The organism is Mycobacterium sp. shizuoka-1 (genome assembly GCF_002723835.1).
Classification (GTDB): Bacteria; Actinomycetota; Actinomycetes; order Mycobacteriales; family Mycobacteriaceae; genus Mycobacterium.
This window is the reverse complement of record NZ_BEWG01000045.1, coordinates 1-15,197: the sequence shown is the minus strand read 5'-3', so window position 1 is coordinate 15,197 and position 15,197 is coordinate 1. Positions and strand designations below refer to the sequence as shown.

General features: G+C 66.1%; 12 protein-coding genes. 11 read left to right on the top strand and 1 reads right to left on the bottom strand.

Going from position 1 to position 15,197, the window contains the following annotated elements; all coding sequences use genetic code 11:
• The first annotated feature begins 37 nt into the window (after positions 1-37).
• The 11 genes from MSZK_RS32045 to MSZK_RS14185 all read left to right on the top strand — a co-directional run bounded on the left by MSZK_RS32045 (position 38) and on the right by MSZK_RS14185 (position 14,636).
• The gene (locus tag MSZK_RS32045; protein WP_142389927.1) at positions 38-589 is read left to right on the top strand and encodes a hypothetical protein; all 552 of its coding nucleotides are present in this window, start codon (positions 38-40) and stop codon (positions 587-589) included.
• A 156-nt stretch (positions 590-745) separates the two neighbouring features.
• Positions 746-1,639, top strand: coding sequence for a hypothetical protein (locus tag MSZK_RS14235; protein WP_011896158.1), 894 nt, complete (start codon positions 746-748; stop codon positions 1,637-1,639).
• A 225-nt stretch (positions 1,640-1,864) separates the two neighbouring features.
• The gene (locus MSZK_RS14230; RefSeq protein WP_011896157.1) at positions 1,865-2,221 is read left to right on the top strand and encodes a hypothetical protein; all 357 of its coding nucleotides are present in this window, start codon (positions 1,865-1,867) and stop codon (positions 2,219-2,221) included.
• Positions 2,222-2,355: 134 nt separating this feature from the next.
• On the top strand, positions 2,356-3,462 hold the full coding sequence (locus tag MSZK_RS14225; protein ID WP_011896156.1) for an AAA family ATPase: 1,107 nt from the start codon (positions 2,356-2,358) through the stop codon (positions 3,460-3,462).
• Positions 3,459-4,706 carry a VWA-like domain-containing protein gene (locus MSZK_RS14220; RefSeq protein ID WP_011896155.1) on the top strand — a complete coding sequence of 416 codons (1,248 nt, stop codon included), beginning with the start codon at positions 3,459-3,461 and terminating at the stop codon, positions 4,704-4,706. The genes MSZK_RS14225 and MSZK_RS14220 overlap by 4 nt, the downstream gene beginning before the upstream one ends.
• Before the next feature lie 190 nt (positions 4,707-4,896).
• On the top strand, positions 4,897-6,129 hold the full coding sequence (locus tag MSZK_RS14210; RefSeq protein WP_041801098.1) for a hypothetical protein: 1,233 nt from the start codon (positions 4,897-4,899) through the stop codon (positions 6,127-6,129).
• Entirely contained in the window at positions 6,113-7,432 is a 1,320-nt protein-coding gene (locus tag MSZK_RS14205) for an AAA family ATPase (protein ID WP_011896153.1), read from the top strand. Before MSZK_RS14210 ends, MSZK_RS14205 begins: the two co-directional genes overlap by 17 nt.
• 580 nt (positions 7,433-8,012) lie before the next feature.
• On the top strand, positions 8,013-8,768 hold the full coding sequence (locus MSZK_RS14200) for a TnsA-like heteromeric transposase endonuclease subunit (protein ID WP_233211303.1): 756 nt from the start codon (positions 8,013-8,015) through the stop codon (positions 8,766-8,768).
• Positions 8,765-10,912 carry a helix-turn-helix domain-containing protein gene (locus MSZK_RS14195; RefSeq protein WP_011767799.1) on the top strand — a complete coding sequence of 716 codons (2,148 nt, stop codon included), beginning with the start codon at positions 8,765-8,767 and terminating at the stop codon, positions 10,910-10,912. Before MSZK_RS14200 ends, MSZK_RS14195 begins: the two co-directional genes overlap by 4 nt.
• Complete coding sequence (locus tag MSZK_RS14190) at positions 10,909-12,090, top strand: ATP-binding protein (RefSeq protein ID WP_011767800.1); 1,182 nt, start codon at positions 10,909-10,911, stop codon at positions 12,088-12,090. Before MSZK_RS14195 ends, MSZK_RS14190 begins: the two co-directional genes overlap by 4 nt.
• Positions 12,087-14,636 (top strand): TniQ family protein, encoded by a 2,550-nt coding sequence (locus MSZK_RS14185; protein WP_011767801.1) that lies wholly within the window; start codon positions 12,087-12,089, stop codon positions 14,634-14,636. The genes MSZK_RS14190 and MSZK_RS14185 overlap by 4 nt, the downstream gene beginning before the upstream one ends.
• Positions 14,637-14,649: 13 nt before the next feature.
• Here the strand turns inward: MSZK_RS14185 and MSZK_RS14180 are convergent, their stop codons facing one another.
• The gene (locus MSZK_RS14180) at positions 14,650-14,928 is read right to left on the bottom strand and encodes a helix-turn-helix domain-containing protein (protein WP_011767802.1); all 279 of its coding nucleotides are present in this window, start codon (positions 14,926-14,928) and stop codon (positions 14,650-14,652) included.
• Positions 14,929-15,197 lie beyond the last annotated feature (269 nt).

Here is a 15,197-nt window from a genome sequence, read left to right as displayed (position 1 = left end):
GGTCAGCGGTGGCGGTTCGATGCCGAGCAGCACAGTCATGTTGACTCCGCCGCCTACCTCGATGGTATCGCGGCCGCCCGCCACCTCGGCCGATGGCAGCGTCAGCATCCCCGATACAGGTCTTCCCTCCAACCCGAGTCCCGGAAGCGGCAGCGGCGGGGATCTCCCCACCGTTGCCGCGCCGTCACCGGTCGCGCCGCCACCGGCGGCGGCGCAGCCGGCCATACTGTCGGTGAGCGTGGTTCCGCGGATAGGCAACGGAATCCTCACCAAGATCGGCCAGAACACCTATGAGTTGCCGTCGTACCCGTCCAGCATCAACCCGCCGCTAATGACCTTCGATTGGACGTCGCAAGGACCCGGCGGAAAGGTCGGCAGCGGGGACTGCACCGTGAGCGCCGAAATCGTCTCTTCGGCATCTGGGTTCCCGCAGTTTCGGCGCAGCAGCGACTGTTCGGGGAGCCCAAACAGCCGCGTGGAAATCATGGAGCCAGGCTCCTACCAGGTCACCGTCACCGTGGCCCCGCCCGACGGCGGCGCTCCGGTGTCCAACTCCGCTTCGTTCCTCATCGTGGCTCGTGGCGGCTGACCAGGGCGTTGCGCGGCCCGTTCGAAGTGACCGGTGGCGGAAGTCGAGCCAAGCTGGGGCGTCCAGCCGAGATCAGAGACGGGCAGGGGTACCCTGAAAGGAGGGGGCAGGCCCATCAGGGGCGAGGCCCAGCGCTCCATAGAGGGAGACCGGACCATGAGCGTGGGATTGGCAGATCCGTTGCTGACAGCCTTCATCGAACAAGGGGCCAATATCAGTATCGAAGTGGCACCGTACTTGTGGTCGGACCTGGTGGCGCGTCGGACTGCCCTGGGTCTGTCCGCCAACGATCTGTCAGCCTTGCTGCGGATTGAGCCGGGCAAGTACCGCTCTCGCGAGAGCGGGGCGCGCGAGGTCGGCCCGCACCTGGTCGGTGAGCTGATCAAGATGGAGGCGTTCGTTGCCTGTGAAGCTGCCACGCTGGTCGCAGCGGCCCCCGTCGCCGGCGCCGTAGTGTTGCAAGCCGCAACCGAGCACGCTGCCTTCATAGACGGTCGCCCCGATGCGGTGACAACGCTTCACCGAGATCCTTACCCGCTCGTTCTTCAGCATGTCGCGGTGGGCCGGGCTGCCGGCGCTCTTAGCCGCGCCGGCCGGGACGTCGAGGTGCACCGCGGGGCGCGGCGCTTTGACCTGGCGGCTCGGCGTCTGGCAGTAGGTCTGGGCAAGAATCAAGCGTCAACCCTGTTCAGGATCGGTGAGAAGTCCTACTACAACGCCGAAAGAGGGGCCAAGCCGCCCCAGGCTGGTCTGATCGCTGAGTTGCAGGCCATCGACGACTTCATCGCCTCTACCGCCACAGAGCTGGAATGGGTCGACAGCGACTCGGTACGTGAGATCGTGATGCTCGACGATCAGGATCTGTTCGAGCGGGAATACCCGAGGGCGCGGACCCGGCGCGATGGTGTTCCGTATCCGTGTCTGGTTCACGCGGTGTGTGCGGCGCGACTGGCCGGCGAGCTGGAAGCTGCCGGGATGTCGGTCAGGGTCGTCGTCGACGTGAATGAGTACCGCGGCGACACTGACCATTCTGCCGATCACAGTTCTTAACCTGCCGATCACTCCCCACCCGGCACAGGGGTGGGGAGTGATCGGCCCCTTCAGTCGGATTCGCCGTGTCGTCGTCGTCGTCGTGTTGTTGGTTGGGCACCGCTCGTTGCAGTGAGAGGGTGCGCGCGCTGCGTACCTATGAATGTCGGTGTAGCGCAGTAGGATACCCGTTGTGAAGGCACGCCGTTGGGGCGAGCCTAGCAGCCCAGGGAGGGGCGAACGCTGATGCATCTGTATGCCGGTACTGGTGATGGGCCGCTGTTCAATGCGGGCAGTGTGCCTGCCGAGTCGGTGGAGTCGTTGGCGGTGTTGATTGCGGGTCAGCCGAAGCGGTCACTGTTGGATAGTCTTGATTGTGACCCGAAGCGCGACAACGATATCCGTGCCGGGTGGGCTGCGCGTGGCCTGGTGGCTTACGCGCAGCATCTCGGTGGTGCGAAGCTAAATGAGGATATTGGGGTGGCGTTGACAGACCTGCTGGGGGATTTGCGCCACCTGTGCGATGCACTCGGCGTTGACTGGGATGCGGCTGTGTCACGGTCGGAGTATGACCACTACTGCGAGGTGCGCGGCATCCTCTAGGACCGCCGCCGGAACTGCGGTGTGCTGCGAAAGTGGTTGCAGCGCGGGCCGTTTATGTCGGAGATGCCAGGTAGTATGCAGGTAGTTGGGCACGCGTTGGGCTGGCCCAGGATTCCACTCGGAGGGACTCTGCTATGAGTGATCTTGACACGACTGTCACAGTGATCGATGCGGCGGCGCGGGCACATGTTCCGGTGCTGCTGTGGAGCGACCCCGGCACTGGGAAGTCCTCGGTTGTCAGAGCGTTGGCCGCTGCTGACGGCGTGCCAGTGGAAACGGTGATCGGGTCTCAGCGCGAGCCTGTCGATATCGCGGGATGGCCGGTCGTCACCGATGGTGCGGTTCAGACGTTGGCGATGCCTGACTGGGCCAAGACTTTGGTTGACGCCAACGGCGGGTATCTGTTGCTCGATGAGATATCCACTTGTTCTCCTTCGGTGCAGGCGGCGATGCTGACGGTGGCGTTGGAGCGTGTGGTGGGGCGCACGAAGTTGCCTGATGAGGTGCGTATTGTTGCTGCGGCCAATCCGCCGGATCGCAGTGCTGGGGGCGTCGACCTGACGCCACCGATGGCAAATCGTTTCCTGCACGTGGATTTCGCGCCGACTGCCGAGGAATGGCTGACCGGTATGCGTTCGGCGTTCTCGTCGCTGCCCGCGTCGCGTGCGGTTGCCGCTGATCCCCTGCGCAAGGCCGAGGAAGTGGGGGCGGTGTGCGCTTACATCGAGGCGCGCCCTGGGCAGCTGCACTGCTATCCCGACACCGATGAAGCTGCTGGGCGGGCGTGGCCGTCGCGGCGGTCCTGGGAGGCGATGGCGAGGGTGCTTGCGCACCTGCGCCGTGACGACCTGGCGGCGATCAGCACGGTTGCGCTCGGTTTGGTTGGTGACGGTGCGGGCAGTGAGTTCCTGGAATGGCGTGCCAGCATGGATTTGCCTGCTGTCGCGGAGGTGATCGCAGATCCCAGCATCGTTGCGTGGGGTTCGGCGCGTCCGGACCAGGTGTGGGCGGTGTTGTCCGGTGTGGTGGCCTGGGCTGCGGCCAAGGGCACCAGAGACGCATGGAACACCGCGTGGGGTCCGTTGGTCGCGGCCGCGACCCACGGTGCACCGGACGTGGCGGGGGCGGCGGCACGTGATCTGAGCGTGGCGATGCCTGCCGGTGCTCGCCCTCCGGCGTCGGCGCGGCGGTTTCGCGATGTCATGATCGCCGCTGGCTTGGATGCCGGGAGCGCCGCGTGAGCGAGGTGCGGGCGCTCAGCGCCGAGGAATGGCGGCGGTTTCGGCTGGCGCGCATGGTGGCTGTCGAGGCGATGCCCTACTTCGCGCGGGCGCTGTTCGCACTCTCGCCGGTTGCTGCGCCGGGGCTGAAGACATTTGCAGTGGACCGACATTGGCGCGTGTACATCGATCCGGTGCTGTTGGGCACCGATGAGGGGTGGTCGATACCGGTCGCCGGGGCCGTGTTGCTGCATGAAATCGGGCACTTGCTGCGCGACCACAGCGACCGTGCCGAGGCAGTTGATCCGCTGGTGGACCGGACCATGTGGAACTACGCGGCTGACGCTGAGATCAACGACGACCTGATCGCGGCGGGTGTGGGCCTGCCGGAGGGGGCTGTCACGCCGCAGGGGATCGGCTGCGAGGACGGCCACGCCGCCGAGGTGTATTACCAGCACCTGGTGCCCGAGGGGTCGCCGCCGAAGGCGATCAACACGGATGGCGGCGACGGGGAGGTTGGTGAGGGTTGCGGGTCCGGGGCCGGGGATCGTGCGGTGGCCGGGGAACTGCCCGCTGCTGCGGACCTCGGCAACGGTGCGGGATTGTCTGGTGCTGCCGCTGAGCTGGTGAAGGTGGCCGTCGCTCGGGCGGTGCTGCGCGAGTCTCAGATTGGCGGGTCAGGTCGGGGCACGATGCCAGCGGGCCTGACCCGGTGGGCCGACGCGCAGCTGGCTCCTGCGGTGGTGCCGTGGCCCAAAGTGCTGCGCGCGGCGGTGCGCCGAGCCGTCGAGGATCAGCAGGGTCAGGTACACCACTCGTGGCGTCGACCCAACCGGCGCGCACCTGGCGGTGTACTGCTGCCGACGTTGCGGGCTCCGAAGATCGCGGTTGATCTGGTGATCGACACGTCGGGGTCGATGGGGTCGGCTGACCTGGCGGCGGCGCTGTCGGAGACGCGGGCGGTGTTGCGGCGCACGACGGCCACGGTGCGGGTGCTGTGCTGCGATGCCAAGGCCACGACGGCACGGCAGGTCCGCTCGATCAGCGAGGTCGAGTTGACCGGCGGCGGAGGGACCGATCTGCGGGTCGGGATTGATGCGGCTCTGGCGGCTCGGCCAGCCGCCAACGTCATTGTGTGCATGACCGATGGCGGGACGCCTTGGCCCGCAAAGAGTTTGCCGGTGCCGTTGGTCGTGGCCCTGATTGGGGCGCACGCCAGTGACACCGCGCCCGCGTGGGCCAAAACAGTGCGGGTCGCGGCATGACTGAGCGGGGTGTGGGCGATTTCGGGCAGTGGGTGGATGCGGTGCTCGCTGGTACGGGCTGGGATCAGGGCAGCGTTCGACAGGTCACCGAGCGTGGCGGTGACGATCCAGCGACGCTGGCTCTAGCCGATGGATTCGCCGCTGCGCGGCGGGGGCGTGCAACAAGAGACTCTGGCTGTGGTGGTGCGGGGTGAGTGCGGTGTTGTTCGACCTGGCGGTGCGGGTGGCTGCTCGTGATGCCGGGGTTCCGGTGCCCCGGCTGTTGCACAATCCGGCACCGATGCGGGAGACGCGGGTCGCTGTGGGCGTTCGGCGGCGCGGATCGGTGGTGCATGTGCAGGCGGTGGGGTCTGATGGGCACCGATACAGCGGCTACGGTCCCGAGGGGCTCGCGGCGGTGGCACGAGCGAGCGGTTGCGCGGGCGGTGATCTGGGCGGCGGGGCGACTGCAGTGGTCGACTCTGCTGCCACGTTGCGTGTGCTGGGCGGGCTGGCGGCTCGTCACGCTGACCCAGCATTGGCCAGTGCGGAGGTGGCAGCGGGTTCGGCGCTGGCCGGGTGGTGGGCCGAACGTGCCGCCCATCCCGGCACCTCGGCAGTGACCGACGTACTGGGCGTGTCTCGGCAGCGGTTCATGCTTGGAGTGGTGCCCGGTGCTGATCATGCGGGCCGGTGGCGGGCAGCGCTGGCGGTCCCGACCGGTGTGGCTGGACTGCACGTGTGGCACCGGGCGGTGACCGGTGGAGACCTGCTCGCGGGGTTGGAACAGATCCGCGAGGACGACGACTGGCATCTGGGGAAGGTGCAGGAGACGTTGAATGCTGGGCGTAGCTGGGATCGCGTCGAGACACTGCATGTGGCGGCGGCGCGGCTGGCGAGCCGCTGCGATGCGACCGATCTGTTCGAGGCGGCGTTATTGGGTGACCCGCTGTGGCGTGCGCGGGGCGTTCATGGCGGGTTCGTCTGTCGCGGCGAGGTCGTGGTCGGGGTGGGGCCGCAGGCGGGACGCGTCACGGTGCGCGCTGATCGGCTCGATACCCGGTTGCGCCCCGGTGCCGCTGTAATCGGTTGGCCGGGTGAGCCGATGGCGGCGACGCCCGGTGTCGGGGACCGCTTCGGAGGGGACGTGTTGGCCACGGAGGTGGTCGGCGGGGCGTTGGCAGTGACCATCGGGGGGCTACGGAAATCGGGGTATCGTCCGGTGGCCGCAGAGCGGGTGACAGTGATCCCTGCCCCGCCGTCGCCGTCGACCATCCGGTCAAGGCGTGCGGCGGTGGCCCGGTTGTACCGGCGTCGGTTCTCGTGGCTGTCGCAGGGCACGACACCTACGAGCGCGCGCCGTGCGGTGCCGCTGGCCGTGATGATCGCCGCTGCCGATGATGAGGACTTGAGAGGGGAGGGTGGCGATGCGTCGACTGCCTGAGTCGTTTGTGGGTGCGCGCGCTGGTGCGGTGCCGGCTGATTCGCGCGAAAAGGCACGCCCACCCGCTGCTGCTGAGAAACCTGGTGTGGTGCAGCAGGAATGGCCGGGGCGTGAACTGTTGAACTCTCCGATGCTGGCGCGGGTGCTGATGGCCGCGTGGAGTGGAGAGGCAGGCATCTGCGTGCCAGCTTGTCCAGGTTCGGGTAAGAGTCGGCTGATCGCTTTGTTGGCCGGTGCGCTGGCCCATCGGGTTGGATTGCGGGTGTTGGTGGCTGCCCAGACGCGTGAGCAGGCCAGTGAGTTGGGGCGGCGGATCACGGCGGTCAGTGACCGTGCCGCACTCATCGTCAAGAGTGGTGGGCAGCGGGCGGGGCGAGCGGTTGAGGGGGTGCGCACCGTGGCTGGACACCAGGTGCGGTGGGACCGCTCGACAGGTGGGCAGATTCTGATCGGGACGACCGCCCGGTTGCTTTACGTCGATCCGGCTCTGGTCGGGGGAGACATCCTTTTGGTGGACGAGGCCTGGCAGGCAACGTATTCCGATGTCGGGGCGCTGGGGGCGCTTGCGCGGCAGGTTGTGTGCGTGGGTGATCCCGGCCAGGTCGACCCGGTGGTGACCGGCTCGACGGCGCGCTGGGACGGCCAGTTGAGTGGACCGCACCAGCCTGCCCCGGCTGCGTTGTTGGCCGCCCATGGTGATGCGATCAGTGTGCATCGGCTGACGAACTCGTGGCGGCTGGGGCCGCAGACATGCGCCCTGGTATCGGAGCACTTCTACCCGCAGATGCCCTTCACCTCGCGGCGGCCAGACGAGTCGGTGGTCGCCAGTGACGGGACCGTGTTGCCGGAGTTGGAGTGTCGGCGCGTCAAGACCAGACATGGCCCGACTGATCCGGCGCTGCTGGCTACACTGGTGGATCGGGTGCGGGAGTTGATGACGTTCGAATACCGGTGCGGTGGGGAGCGGATGGCGTTGTCGGAGGGTGATATCGCCGTGGCGGTTCCCCATGTCGCGCAGGCCGGTGCTGTTCGGGCGTTGCTTTCCGATCTTCCAGAGGTGTTGGTGGGTACGGTCAATGCGTTGCAGGGCATGGAGCGGCCAGCAGTGGTGGCCCTGCATCCGATGGCGGGATACCGCAGCGCTGAGCCGTTCGCGTTGGACGCGGGCAGGATGTGCGTGACGATGACGCGCCATCGTGCGCACCTGACTCTGTGTGTGGATTCGGCTACCGAGGCTGTGCTTGCCCGCGCGGGGGATGACTCCGAGGTCGTGGCGGCGCGCGGTCTACTGACTGCGCTCTAGCTAGCCAAGGTGCTCACTTCTGGCTAATGGCCACCGGGCCGTCTATCCCTCCCCACCCGGCACAGGGGTGGGGAGGGATAGACGAATGCTGTTAGTGCAATGAGGGGTTGGGTGTAGGTTGCCATTCTCCGTGTCGAATTGCCATATGAAATGTCGAACGATGTCGAATTCGACATGTCGGATGGCAAAAGGTCTGATCATTGCTTGGTAGAGCCTGAGTAGCCGGTCGAGACACGGCAGTACGGCGCGGACGACCCGTGTGCACGGGTAAAACTGCGCCAGAGCGATCGCGGCGCGGTGGACTATCAATTCTCCGTGGCCAGCCTATTGCTTCTGGTCCTGGGCAGGCACATGCTCAGAGGACATCACAAGCTGGGTGGAGTTGCTTAGGTGTGGTACCGGTAGAGCGCTTCTCGATCCCTACGGTCAGTTGGCCGTTGGTGGAAGCCCTTCGGCCTAAATCGGCGTGGCGTCGGCGACGCATGGGCTTGCTGCGCGATTCTTTCTGTGCCACTTGGCTGTTCGCGGAAGCACCGGGTCGGGCGGGACGCGGGATTGCATTGCACGGGCCTACTTGTGGATGTCCGACGTGACTGGCGGTGTCGAGGTCGATTTGGCCACGGCTGTGATCGAGCACCGGATGGGCAGCGGTGAGGCCGACGTCCGCTCCGCGAGTCAGGTCTCGGATACGGTCCTCTTGGAGGCGGTTCCTTGGCGTACTTTTCGTTTCTATCAGGGTCAGCGTCATTACTCCGGAAAGTATTGGGCCGCTACTGAACGCGACCACGTTATCTACGAGTCGCGTTTGGAGCTTTCCTCGCTGTTATTGGCGGATTTCGATCCGGCGGTTACCCGCGTTGTGGCGCAGCCGTTCCGGCTGAGTGCGGTAGTGAACGGTCGGCTGCGACGCCACATTCCAGATTTTCTGTGGGGGAGTGGGGTCGGACTCACCGTCGTGGATGTGGTGCGCGCGCAGCGACTTGCCGAGAACCCGAAGATTCAGATGCTGTGCGAGTGGACGCGTGAAGTGCTCGAGGCGCTGGGGTGGGAGTATCGGGTGTTGAGCGAGCAGCCACCCATCCTGCTCGGGAACGTTCGTTTTCTTGCCGGTTATCGCCGAGAGCAATATGTCGATCAGCGATCACTCGACCGCATTCGTTGTGCGATGGACGGTTTGGGCGGGCTGCGTCTGGACGATGCTGAGCGTCGAGTCGCTGCGACAGGTCCGTCTTTGCGGATGCGCAATGCTCTGATGCATCTGCTGTGGAAACAAGAGATCGTGGTCGACCTCGCAACACCGCTGCGGCCCTCGAGTGTCTTGGAGGTACGGCGATGACGAATGCCGCGGTGCCCGTGGGTGTGGGGTCGCGCATCATCTACGAAGGCGAAGCGTTAGAGATCGTCGAGATGCACGTGACGGCTTCGTCCCTGGAAGTGTTGTCGAGGGGTCTGCGCGGCAACGTGATTCGTCGATTATCCATGAGTGAATTGCTGATGTCTGATCGCGCTCGGGTGCTCAGCTCTGATGAAGGACCCGCTTCCGATGATCCCGGCGAGGTCGCGGCGGTGACATTGTCTGCGGTCTCCGCGGCCGCCCGGAAACAAGCGCTGGAACGGGCGGCCCACGTGCGAGAAGTGTTGACAGGTTACCGCTCCGGATGCCAGGAGACCGCGCTGCCGTATGAACCGCGCACTGCGTACCGGTCCGAGCTGCCGGTGATGGAACGTTATGCCGCCAAGGCGGCCGAGTTGGGTGTGCAGTCCCGCACGGTCGAGCGGTGGGTTGCGCAGTACCAGGCGCACGGGGAAGCGGGATTGATCTCGCAGCGGGCGGTGCAGCCTGGCATGGGTGGGCGGCAGGATCCGCGGTGGCAGCAGACGGCCCTGGAGGTGATGAGCGAGTACACGGATCTGTCGAAGCCCAACGAGGACTTGGTGATTCGACGTACCCGTGCGCGTCTGGACGCGCGGTTCGGCGCCGGTGTGGTGAAGGTGCCGTCGCAGCGCACGGCGTATCGGATCCTGGCCCGGCTCGAGGACCAGCGGCCGCTGTTTAAGCAGAGCACGAAACGCAACCGCGACATCGCTTCCCGATCGAACGAGGTGTACGGCAAGCTGCATCCGATGCGGCCGGGGGAGTACCTGCTGATGGACACCACTCGCCTGGATGTGTTCGCGATGGATCCCTACACGCTGACGTGGGTGAACGCCGAGCTGACGGTCGCGATGGACTGGTACAGCCGCTGCGTCACCGGGTTGCGGCTGACCCCGGTGTCGACGAAATCCATTGATGCGGCCGCGGTGTTGTACGAGACGTTTCGGCCGCAACCGGCGGGGCGGGACTGGCCGGCCGAAGCGATGTGGCCCCCACGCGGGATCCCGCGCTCGGTGCTCGTCGAACAGGACGCTCTCGACCCGGGCAGTGTGCCGGCGGCGACCCCGGCGGTCGTTCCCGAGACGTTGGTCGTCGATCACGGCAAAATCTATGTCAGCGCGCACCTCAACAGCGTGTGTCAGCGGTTGGGGATCTCAATCCAGCCGGCCCGGTTGCGCCAACCCCGCGATAAGGGGCCGGTGGAGCGGTTCTTCTCCACGCTGCGCGTGGGTCTGCTGCAGGAGCTGCCCGGCTATAAGGGGCAGGACATTTTCGCGCGCGGGGTGTCACCGGAACAGGATGCCTGGTTCTACCTCGATGAGCTGGAAGCCATCATCCGGGAGTGGATCGCCGTCATCTATCACCACAGCGCCCACGACAGTCTGTCCGGGCTGGGGGTGCCGAAGCTGACGATGACCCCGGCGGAGATGTTCGCCCACGGGGTGGCGCGCGCCGGCTATCTGGAGGTGCCGCGCGATCCGGATCTCGCCTACGAGTTTCTGCCGGTGGTGTGGCGCGTCATCCAGCACTATGGCATCGACGTGGGAGGGCGCCGCTACAAAGGAGACATCGTCGCCGGACGCGCGAAGGAGAAAAGCCCGTATCCGAACCAGAAGTGGCCGATCGCCTACAACGTCGACGACATCACCAAAGTGTATTTCCGCGATGACCGCACCCGCCACTGGCATCCGTTGGTATGGGAGCACGCCGACATGCTTGACGCCCCGATGAGCGAGGAAATCTTGCGTTTCGAGCGCACCTTGGCCAAAGCCCAGAACCGGTATGTCGATGACCCGCTGGCCATCACTAGCTTCCTGGAACGCCGCAAACTCAGCGTCGCGAACTCGATGGCCGAGCGTCGCCGGGCACTGCGGGTGGCCCGCGAGCAGTCCAGCCTCATCGGTGATCTCAACCCGCCACCGGACAGCGCCGAATTGAGCTCGGTCGCTACAGCACTGGATCGCGAACCTCGCGAGCGGGCCCACGACGCCGGCGCTGATGCGTTCGTTGATGACCTCGACGAGGAACCCGGCGACCTCGATGACGCCGACGAGCCGCCGCTGGAGCAGGGCAGCTTCTACGACGGTGTGCTGGAGGTGGAATGACCTCACCGAAGTCCTCAACACCGAAGCGGCGACCTGCCAGGGCGCCGCGGGGCAAATCGGACGTCAGAAACCCTCGCGAGTATCTGGATAATCTCACCCTGGCCCGCAAGGAGGGGTGGCGCGACATGGTTGACGCACCGACCCTGGACCGGCCGGAAGCGCTGTCCCACAAACAACTACGTCATCTGGGTGCGGCTGCCAGCGAGGATTACAACGATCAGCGCCGCCGCTGGCACGCCCAAATGGGCACGGTGATGACCGCTGAATGCCAATCCGTGCTGGAGCAACTCGAAGACTTCGTGGCCTGCAACTGCCAGACCGGTGAGGACACCAAACCGATGATTGCGCTCAGCGGACTGCCCGGTCTGGGTAAGAGCACCGTCTCGCGGGTGTTCGGGAAACGCCTGCACCGCAGACATATCGAGCGTTACGGGACAACGACACGCGCCGGAGATGAAAGGTGGCCGGTGTGCCGGATCGGTATGACCGCCTCCACGGGCACCCGCGAGTTCAACGCGGCAATATGCGACTTCTACGCCCACCCGGGAGGGCAGCGGGCCAGCGCCCAACAACTGCTGCGGCACGCGCTCGATGATGTGTCCTCCTGTGAGACAAGGCTACTCATCATCGATGACCTGCACTTCTTGCGCGGTCGCCGGGAACGCATGACCGATCTGAGTAACCAGTTCAAATACATCGCCAACGAGTTCCCCCTGACGGTGTTGCTCATCGGGATCGGCCTGCACGAGCGCAACGCGCTACTCGATGACTGCAACGCCTACCGCGATCACGAAATGGAACAGCTGCTGCGCTGCACCACGCCGGTGGACATGTCACCGTTCATGGTCGGCACCGAAAAGCAACGACAGCGCTGGCGGGATTTACTGCTCACCCTCGAACAACGGCTGCTCCTGACTCAGAAGTATCCGGGCATGCTCGCCGATGACCTCTCTGATCAGTTGTTCGTGCGCAGCACCGGCCACATCGGCTCGTTGATGGCGCTGATCCGATTGGCCTGCCAGAAAGCCATGCGCACCGGCACCGAGAAACTCACCGCCGAGCTCCTCGAGTCCTGCCGCATCGACAGCGCCGCCGAGCTCGGCCGCCGTGAACTACACGCCGCGTTTCGCACCGGCAAGAAAACCACCCGGCTACGCACCACGCCCAACCCGCCATGACCACCGTCCGCGCGCTACCCCTGACCACAGCACCGGCGGCGGGGGAGGCGCTGGATTCCTGGTTACACGCCATCGCGGTGCGCCACAACACGTCACTCAACGCGCTGTACCACCACATGGGCCTAGACACCGTTGCCGATCTGCGCACCCGCGTCACCGCTGCCACGGTAAGCGAGGACGACGCGCAACGGATCGCCGCCGCAACAGGACTCACACCGACACAGGTGCACGCGATGACCTTGGCGCACTACCTAGCGAACGTGTCCTGGGCACAGGAAGCGACAGCGGATCTGACCGCAACCACGCCGCGCCACCACGGCGGGTGGCGGTTCTGTCCGCACTGCCTCGGCGCGAGCGGGGGAACGTGGCTGCTGCAGTGGCGATTGATGTGGAGCTTCGCCTGCCTGCAGCATCGATGCCTGCTGGCCGAACACTGCCCGCGCTGCGGCCGGCGCCAACGCGCGCCCCAACCCCTCAACGCCGCCCCACCGCGTCCAGTGCACTGTGCTCACCCCAGCCCCACGGCTGCCGGCAGAAACCGGCTCCGCTGCGACGCCGACCTGGCCGACACCCCAGTCACCATGCTGGAGGCTGATCATCCGACACTGCTCGCCCAACAGGTGCTCCTCGACCTGGTCGCCGCCGAGAATGGCCAGTTCGGGCTCTACGCGCAGCATCCGATGCCAGTTCGGGACGTGCTGGCCGATATCCGCATCCTTGGCCGCGGCATCCTGTCGGCCACCGCCGGTCGCTACCTCGAGGACCTGCTGCCCGCCGAGTTGGCCGCACAATATCGACACCAGCGGCAGGCGGCCAACGCGCAGATGTCATCGTCGGTCCTGACGTGCGCCGCGGCGATCACCGCGGCCGTCACCGTGCTCAGCAGGCCCGACTTCGGGTCGGCCGCGGCGCCGCTGGCAGCGCTGCCTGAAGAGGTCAGCCGCTACGTGCTGCATCAATGGACCTATCTCGACCTGCCGGCCGGGCCGTCGGCGAGCCCGGTGCTTCAGGCCCTGCATTTCACCGCACTCGGTGACCGCCTGAGCCCCGCTGCGCAGTTGCAGTGCCGCCTCGGCAGTGCCTTCCCAAGGCTGCACGCCACCGACACGCAGCGGCAGCAGCAGCTGGTTCGGGCGCTGCCCACAGCATTGTGGACGGGCTGGGCGTTGCGGCTGAGCCCGCCGGCGTTGGCCCATTCCAGCTCGCGGGTGGCGCTGGCTGCCGCAGTGCTGCTGGTCGGCAGCGACCTGGACATCGCCGAGGCCACCGCGCATCTCGGCGGCGAGCTGGCCCGCCTCAACGCCATCTACCTGCTGTGGCGGCTCAAAGAATCGCCGCACTGGCCCGCGATCCGCGACGCCCTCGCTGCCCTATCGGACTACCTCAGCGAGGAGAGTGCACCCATCGACTACGCGCGGCGACGGCGCCTGGACTACCGCGGCCTGCTCGCCCAAGACGAGTGGGACCGCATCTGCGGAAGCCTCAGCCACCAAAGATGCTCGGCAGCCCACCCACGCAGCTACCTGCAGCACCAGCTCCGCGGCACCACCAAACCCCGCACCGGCCTGGACGGCCCCGACACCGAGCTCAGGGAATTCCCGGGCCGCCTCACCCCGCAGCTCAGCCGCGCCCTACACCGTCACGCAACGAGGTTCCTTGCAACCCAAGGCATTCAGGACGAGCCGGTGGTGTGGGAACCCCCGACGAATATCGTCGCCGGCCTATCGTTACCCGGTGTCGAGCTCGGCGATATCGAGATCGCGGAGCTACACCGACTAATCCGGGTTGACCGCCGCACCATCGCCGCCACCAGCCAGCAGTTAGGAGTCAGCGGCGACCTCATTCGCTATGCACTCGAACAGCATCCCGCCCCGGCGCTGCCCCCGCGCCCGCGTGCCCCGCGCATCGGCGCCCGGCGGCCCGGCAGGGTGTATCAGCAAGCCGCCGAAGCGCTGCCGCGGGAACGCCTCGTCGCCCTGTACAGCCAGGAACAACGCAGCCTCGCCGACATCGCCGCCCTGACCGGGTTCAGCAAACGCACCCTCTCTCGATTGATGCACGACTACACGATTCCCCTGCGGCCGTCCGGGCCACGGCCCACTGAGCCGGTCGACCCCGACTGGCTCTACACCGAATACATCGTCCGCCAACGCTCGTGTGCAGACCTCGCGCGAGAACTCCAAATCCGCTGCGGAGCGGTAGCCGCCCAAGCCGCCACGCTCGGAATGCCGGTACGCACCGTGGCCCGACACACCGACGCCGAACTCCGCGACAACCCAAAGATCCCGGCCATCCTCATCCCGGCCCTCGTCGGCCACGGCGGCTGGGAACGGCTACAACGCTTCGCCGTGATCACCCAGTTCACCACGCTCACCGACGCCGGGAAACACCTCGGCAGGGGAGTAGCCGTCACCGGCCACCACATCGCCCGCCTGGAAAAAGACTTCCGCGCACGCCTGCTCACCCAGAAACCGCTGCGCTGCACCGACTTCGGCAAAGACGTCCTCGCGGCGGTGCACCGACTCGCCGAACTCGGCGGACCCTGACATACGTACTGGACTACCGCTGCGCGGTAGCAGCCGGATCGTCGACCACGATCTCGTTCACCGACACCCCGAGAGCCTCGGCAATGTCATACACCCGCTCGATCAACACCCCACGCCGGCCATGCTCCATCTGAATCAACTGATTGCGCGCCACCCCCGACTCCAGCGCCAGACTCTCCTGCGACAACCCCCGCTCCAGCCGCAACGCGCGGATCCGTGACCCCACCAACGCGCGGCGACGCTGCCACTGCTGGGCACGGTCGGGATCATCGGCAGGAAGTCGTGTCGGCACCCCCAAGTAGTCACCTGCGATACACGAAAGTCAGCCCACCAAGAAGGGCATAAAAATATGTATCGCTAGCAGTACATTGAGGTGTGAGTGAGGCGCGAGGGGCAACCGGTCAATACCGGCTCAGCCAGTCCTCGCGTCCTCGAGTCGACGTGCCACCCCCTCGATGTCACGGATCGACCGTGAACCGCCCCGGGTTTGATGCACACCGGTTACTGGTGCGCAGCCTCTGATGGGGCTGTGTTTGTAGCGTAGTAGACGGTCTCGTACTC

What these genes read in the sequence shown, in the direction of transcription:
- MSZK_RS32045 (WP_142389927.1), top strand. Translation starts at nt 38, where the DNA reads ATGTTGACTCCGCCGCCTACCTCGATGGTATCGCGGCCGCCCGCCACC.
- MSZK_RS14235 (WP_011896158.1), top strand. Translation starts at nt 746, where the DNA reads ATGAGCGTGGGATTGGCAGATCCGTTGCTGACAGCCTTCATCGAACAA.
- MSZK_RS14230 (WP_011896157.1), top strand. Translation starts at nt 1,865, where the DNA reads ATGCATCTGTATGCCGGTACTGGTGATGGGCCGCTGTTCAATGCGGGC.
- MSZK_RS14225 (WP_011896156.1), top strand. Translation starts at nt 2,356, where the DNA reads ATGAGTGATCTTGACACGACTGTCACAGTGATCGATGCGGCGGCGCGG.
- MSZK_RS14205 (WP_011896153.1), top strand. Translation starts at nt 6,113, where the DNA reads ATGCGTCGACTGCCTGAGTCGTTTGTGGGTGCGCGCGCTGGTGCGGTG.
- MSZK_RS14200 (WP_233211303.1), top strand. Translation starts at nt 8,013, where the DNA reads ATGTCCGACGTGACTGGCGGTGTCGAGGTCGATTTGGCCACGGCTGTG.
- MSZK_RS14195 (WP_011767799.1), top strand. Translation starts at nt 8,765, where the DNA reads ATGACGAATGCCGCGGTGCCCGTGGGTGTGGGGTCGCGCATCATCTAC.
- MSZK_RS14190 (WP_011767800.1), top strand. Translation starts at nt 10,909, where the DNA reads ATGACCTCACCGAAGTCCTCAACACCGAAGCGGCGACCTGCCAGGGCG.
- MSZK_RS14185 (WP_011767801.1), top strand. Translation starts at nt 12,087, where the DNA reads ATGACCACCGTCCGCGCGCTACCCCTGACCACAGCACCGGCGGCGGGG.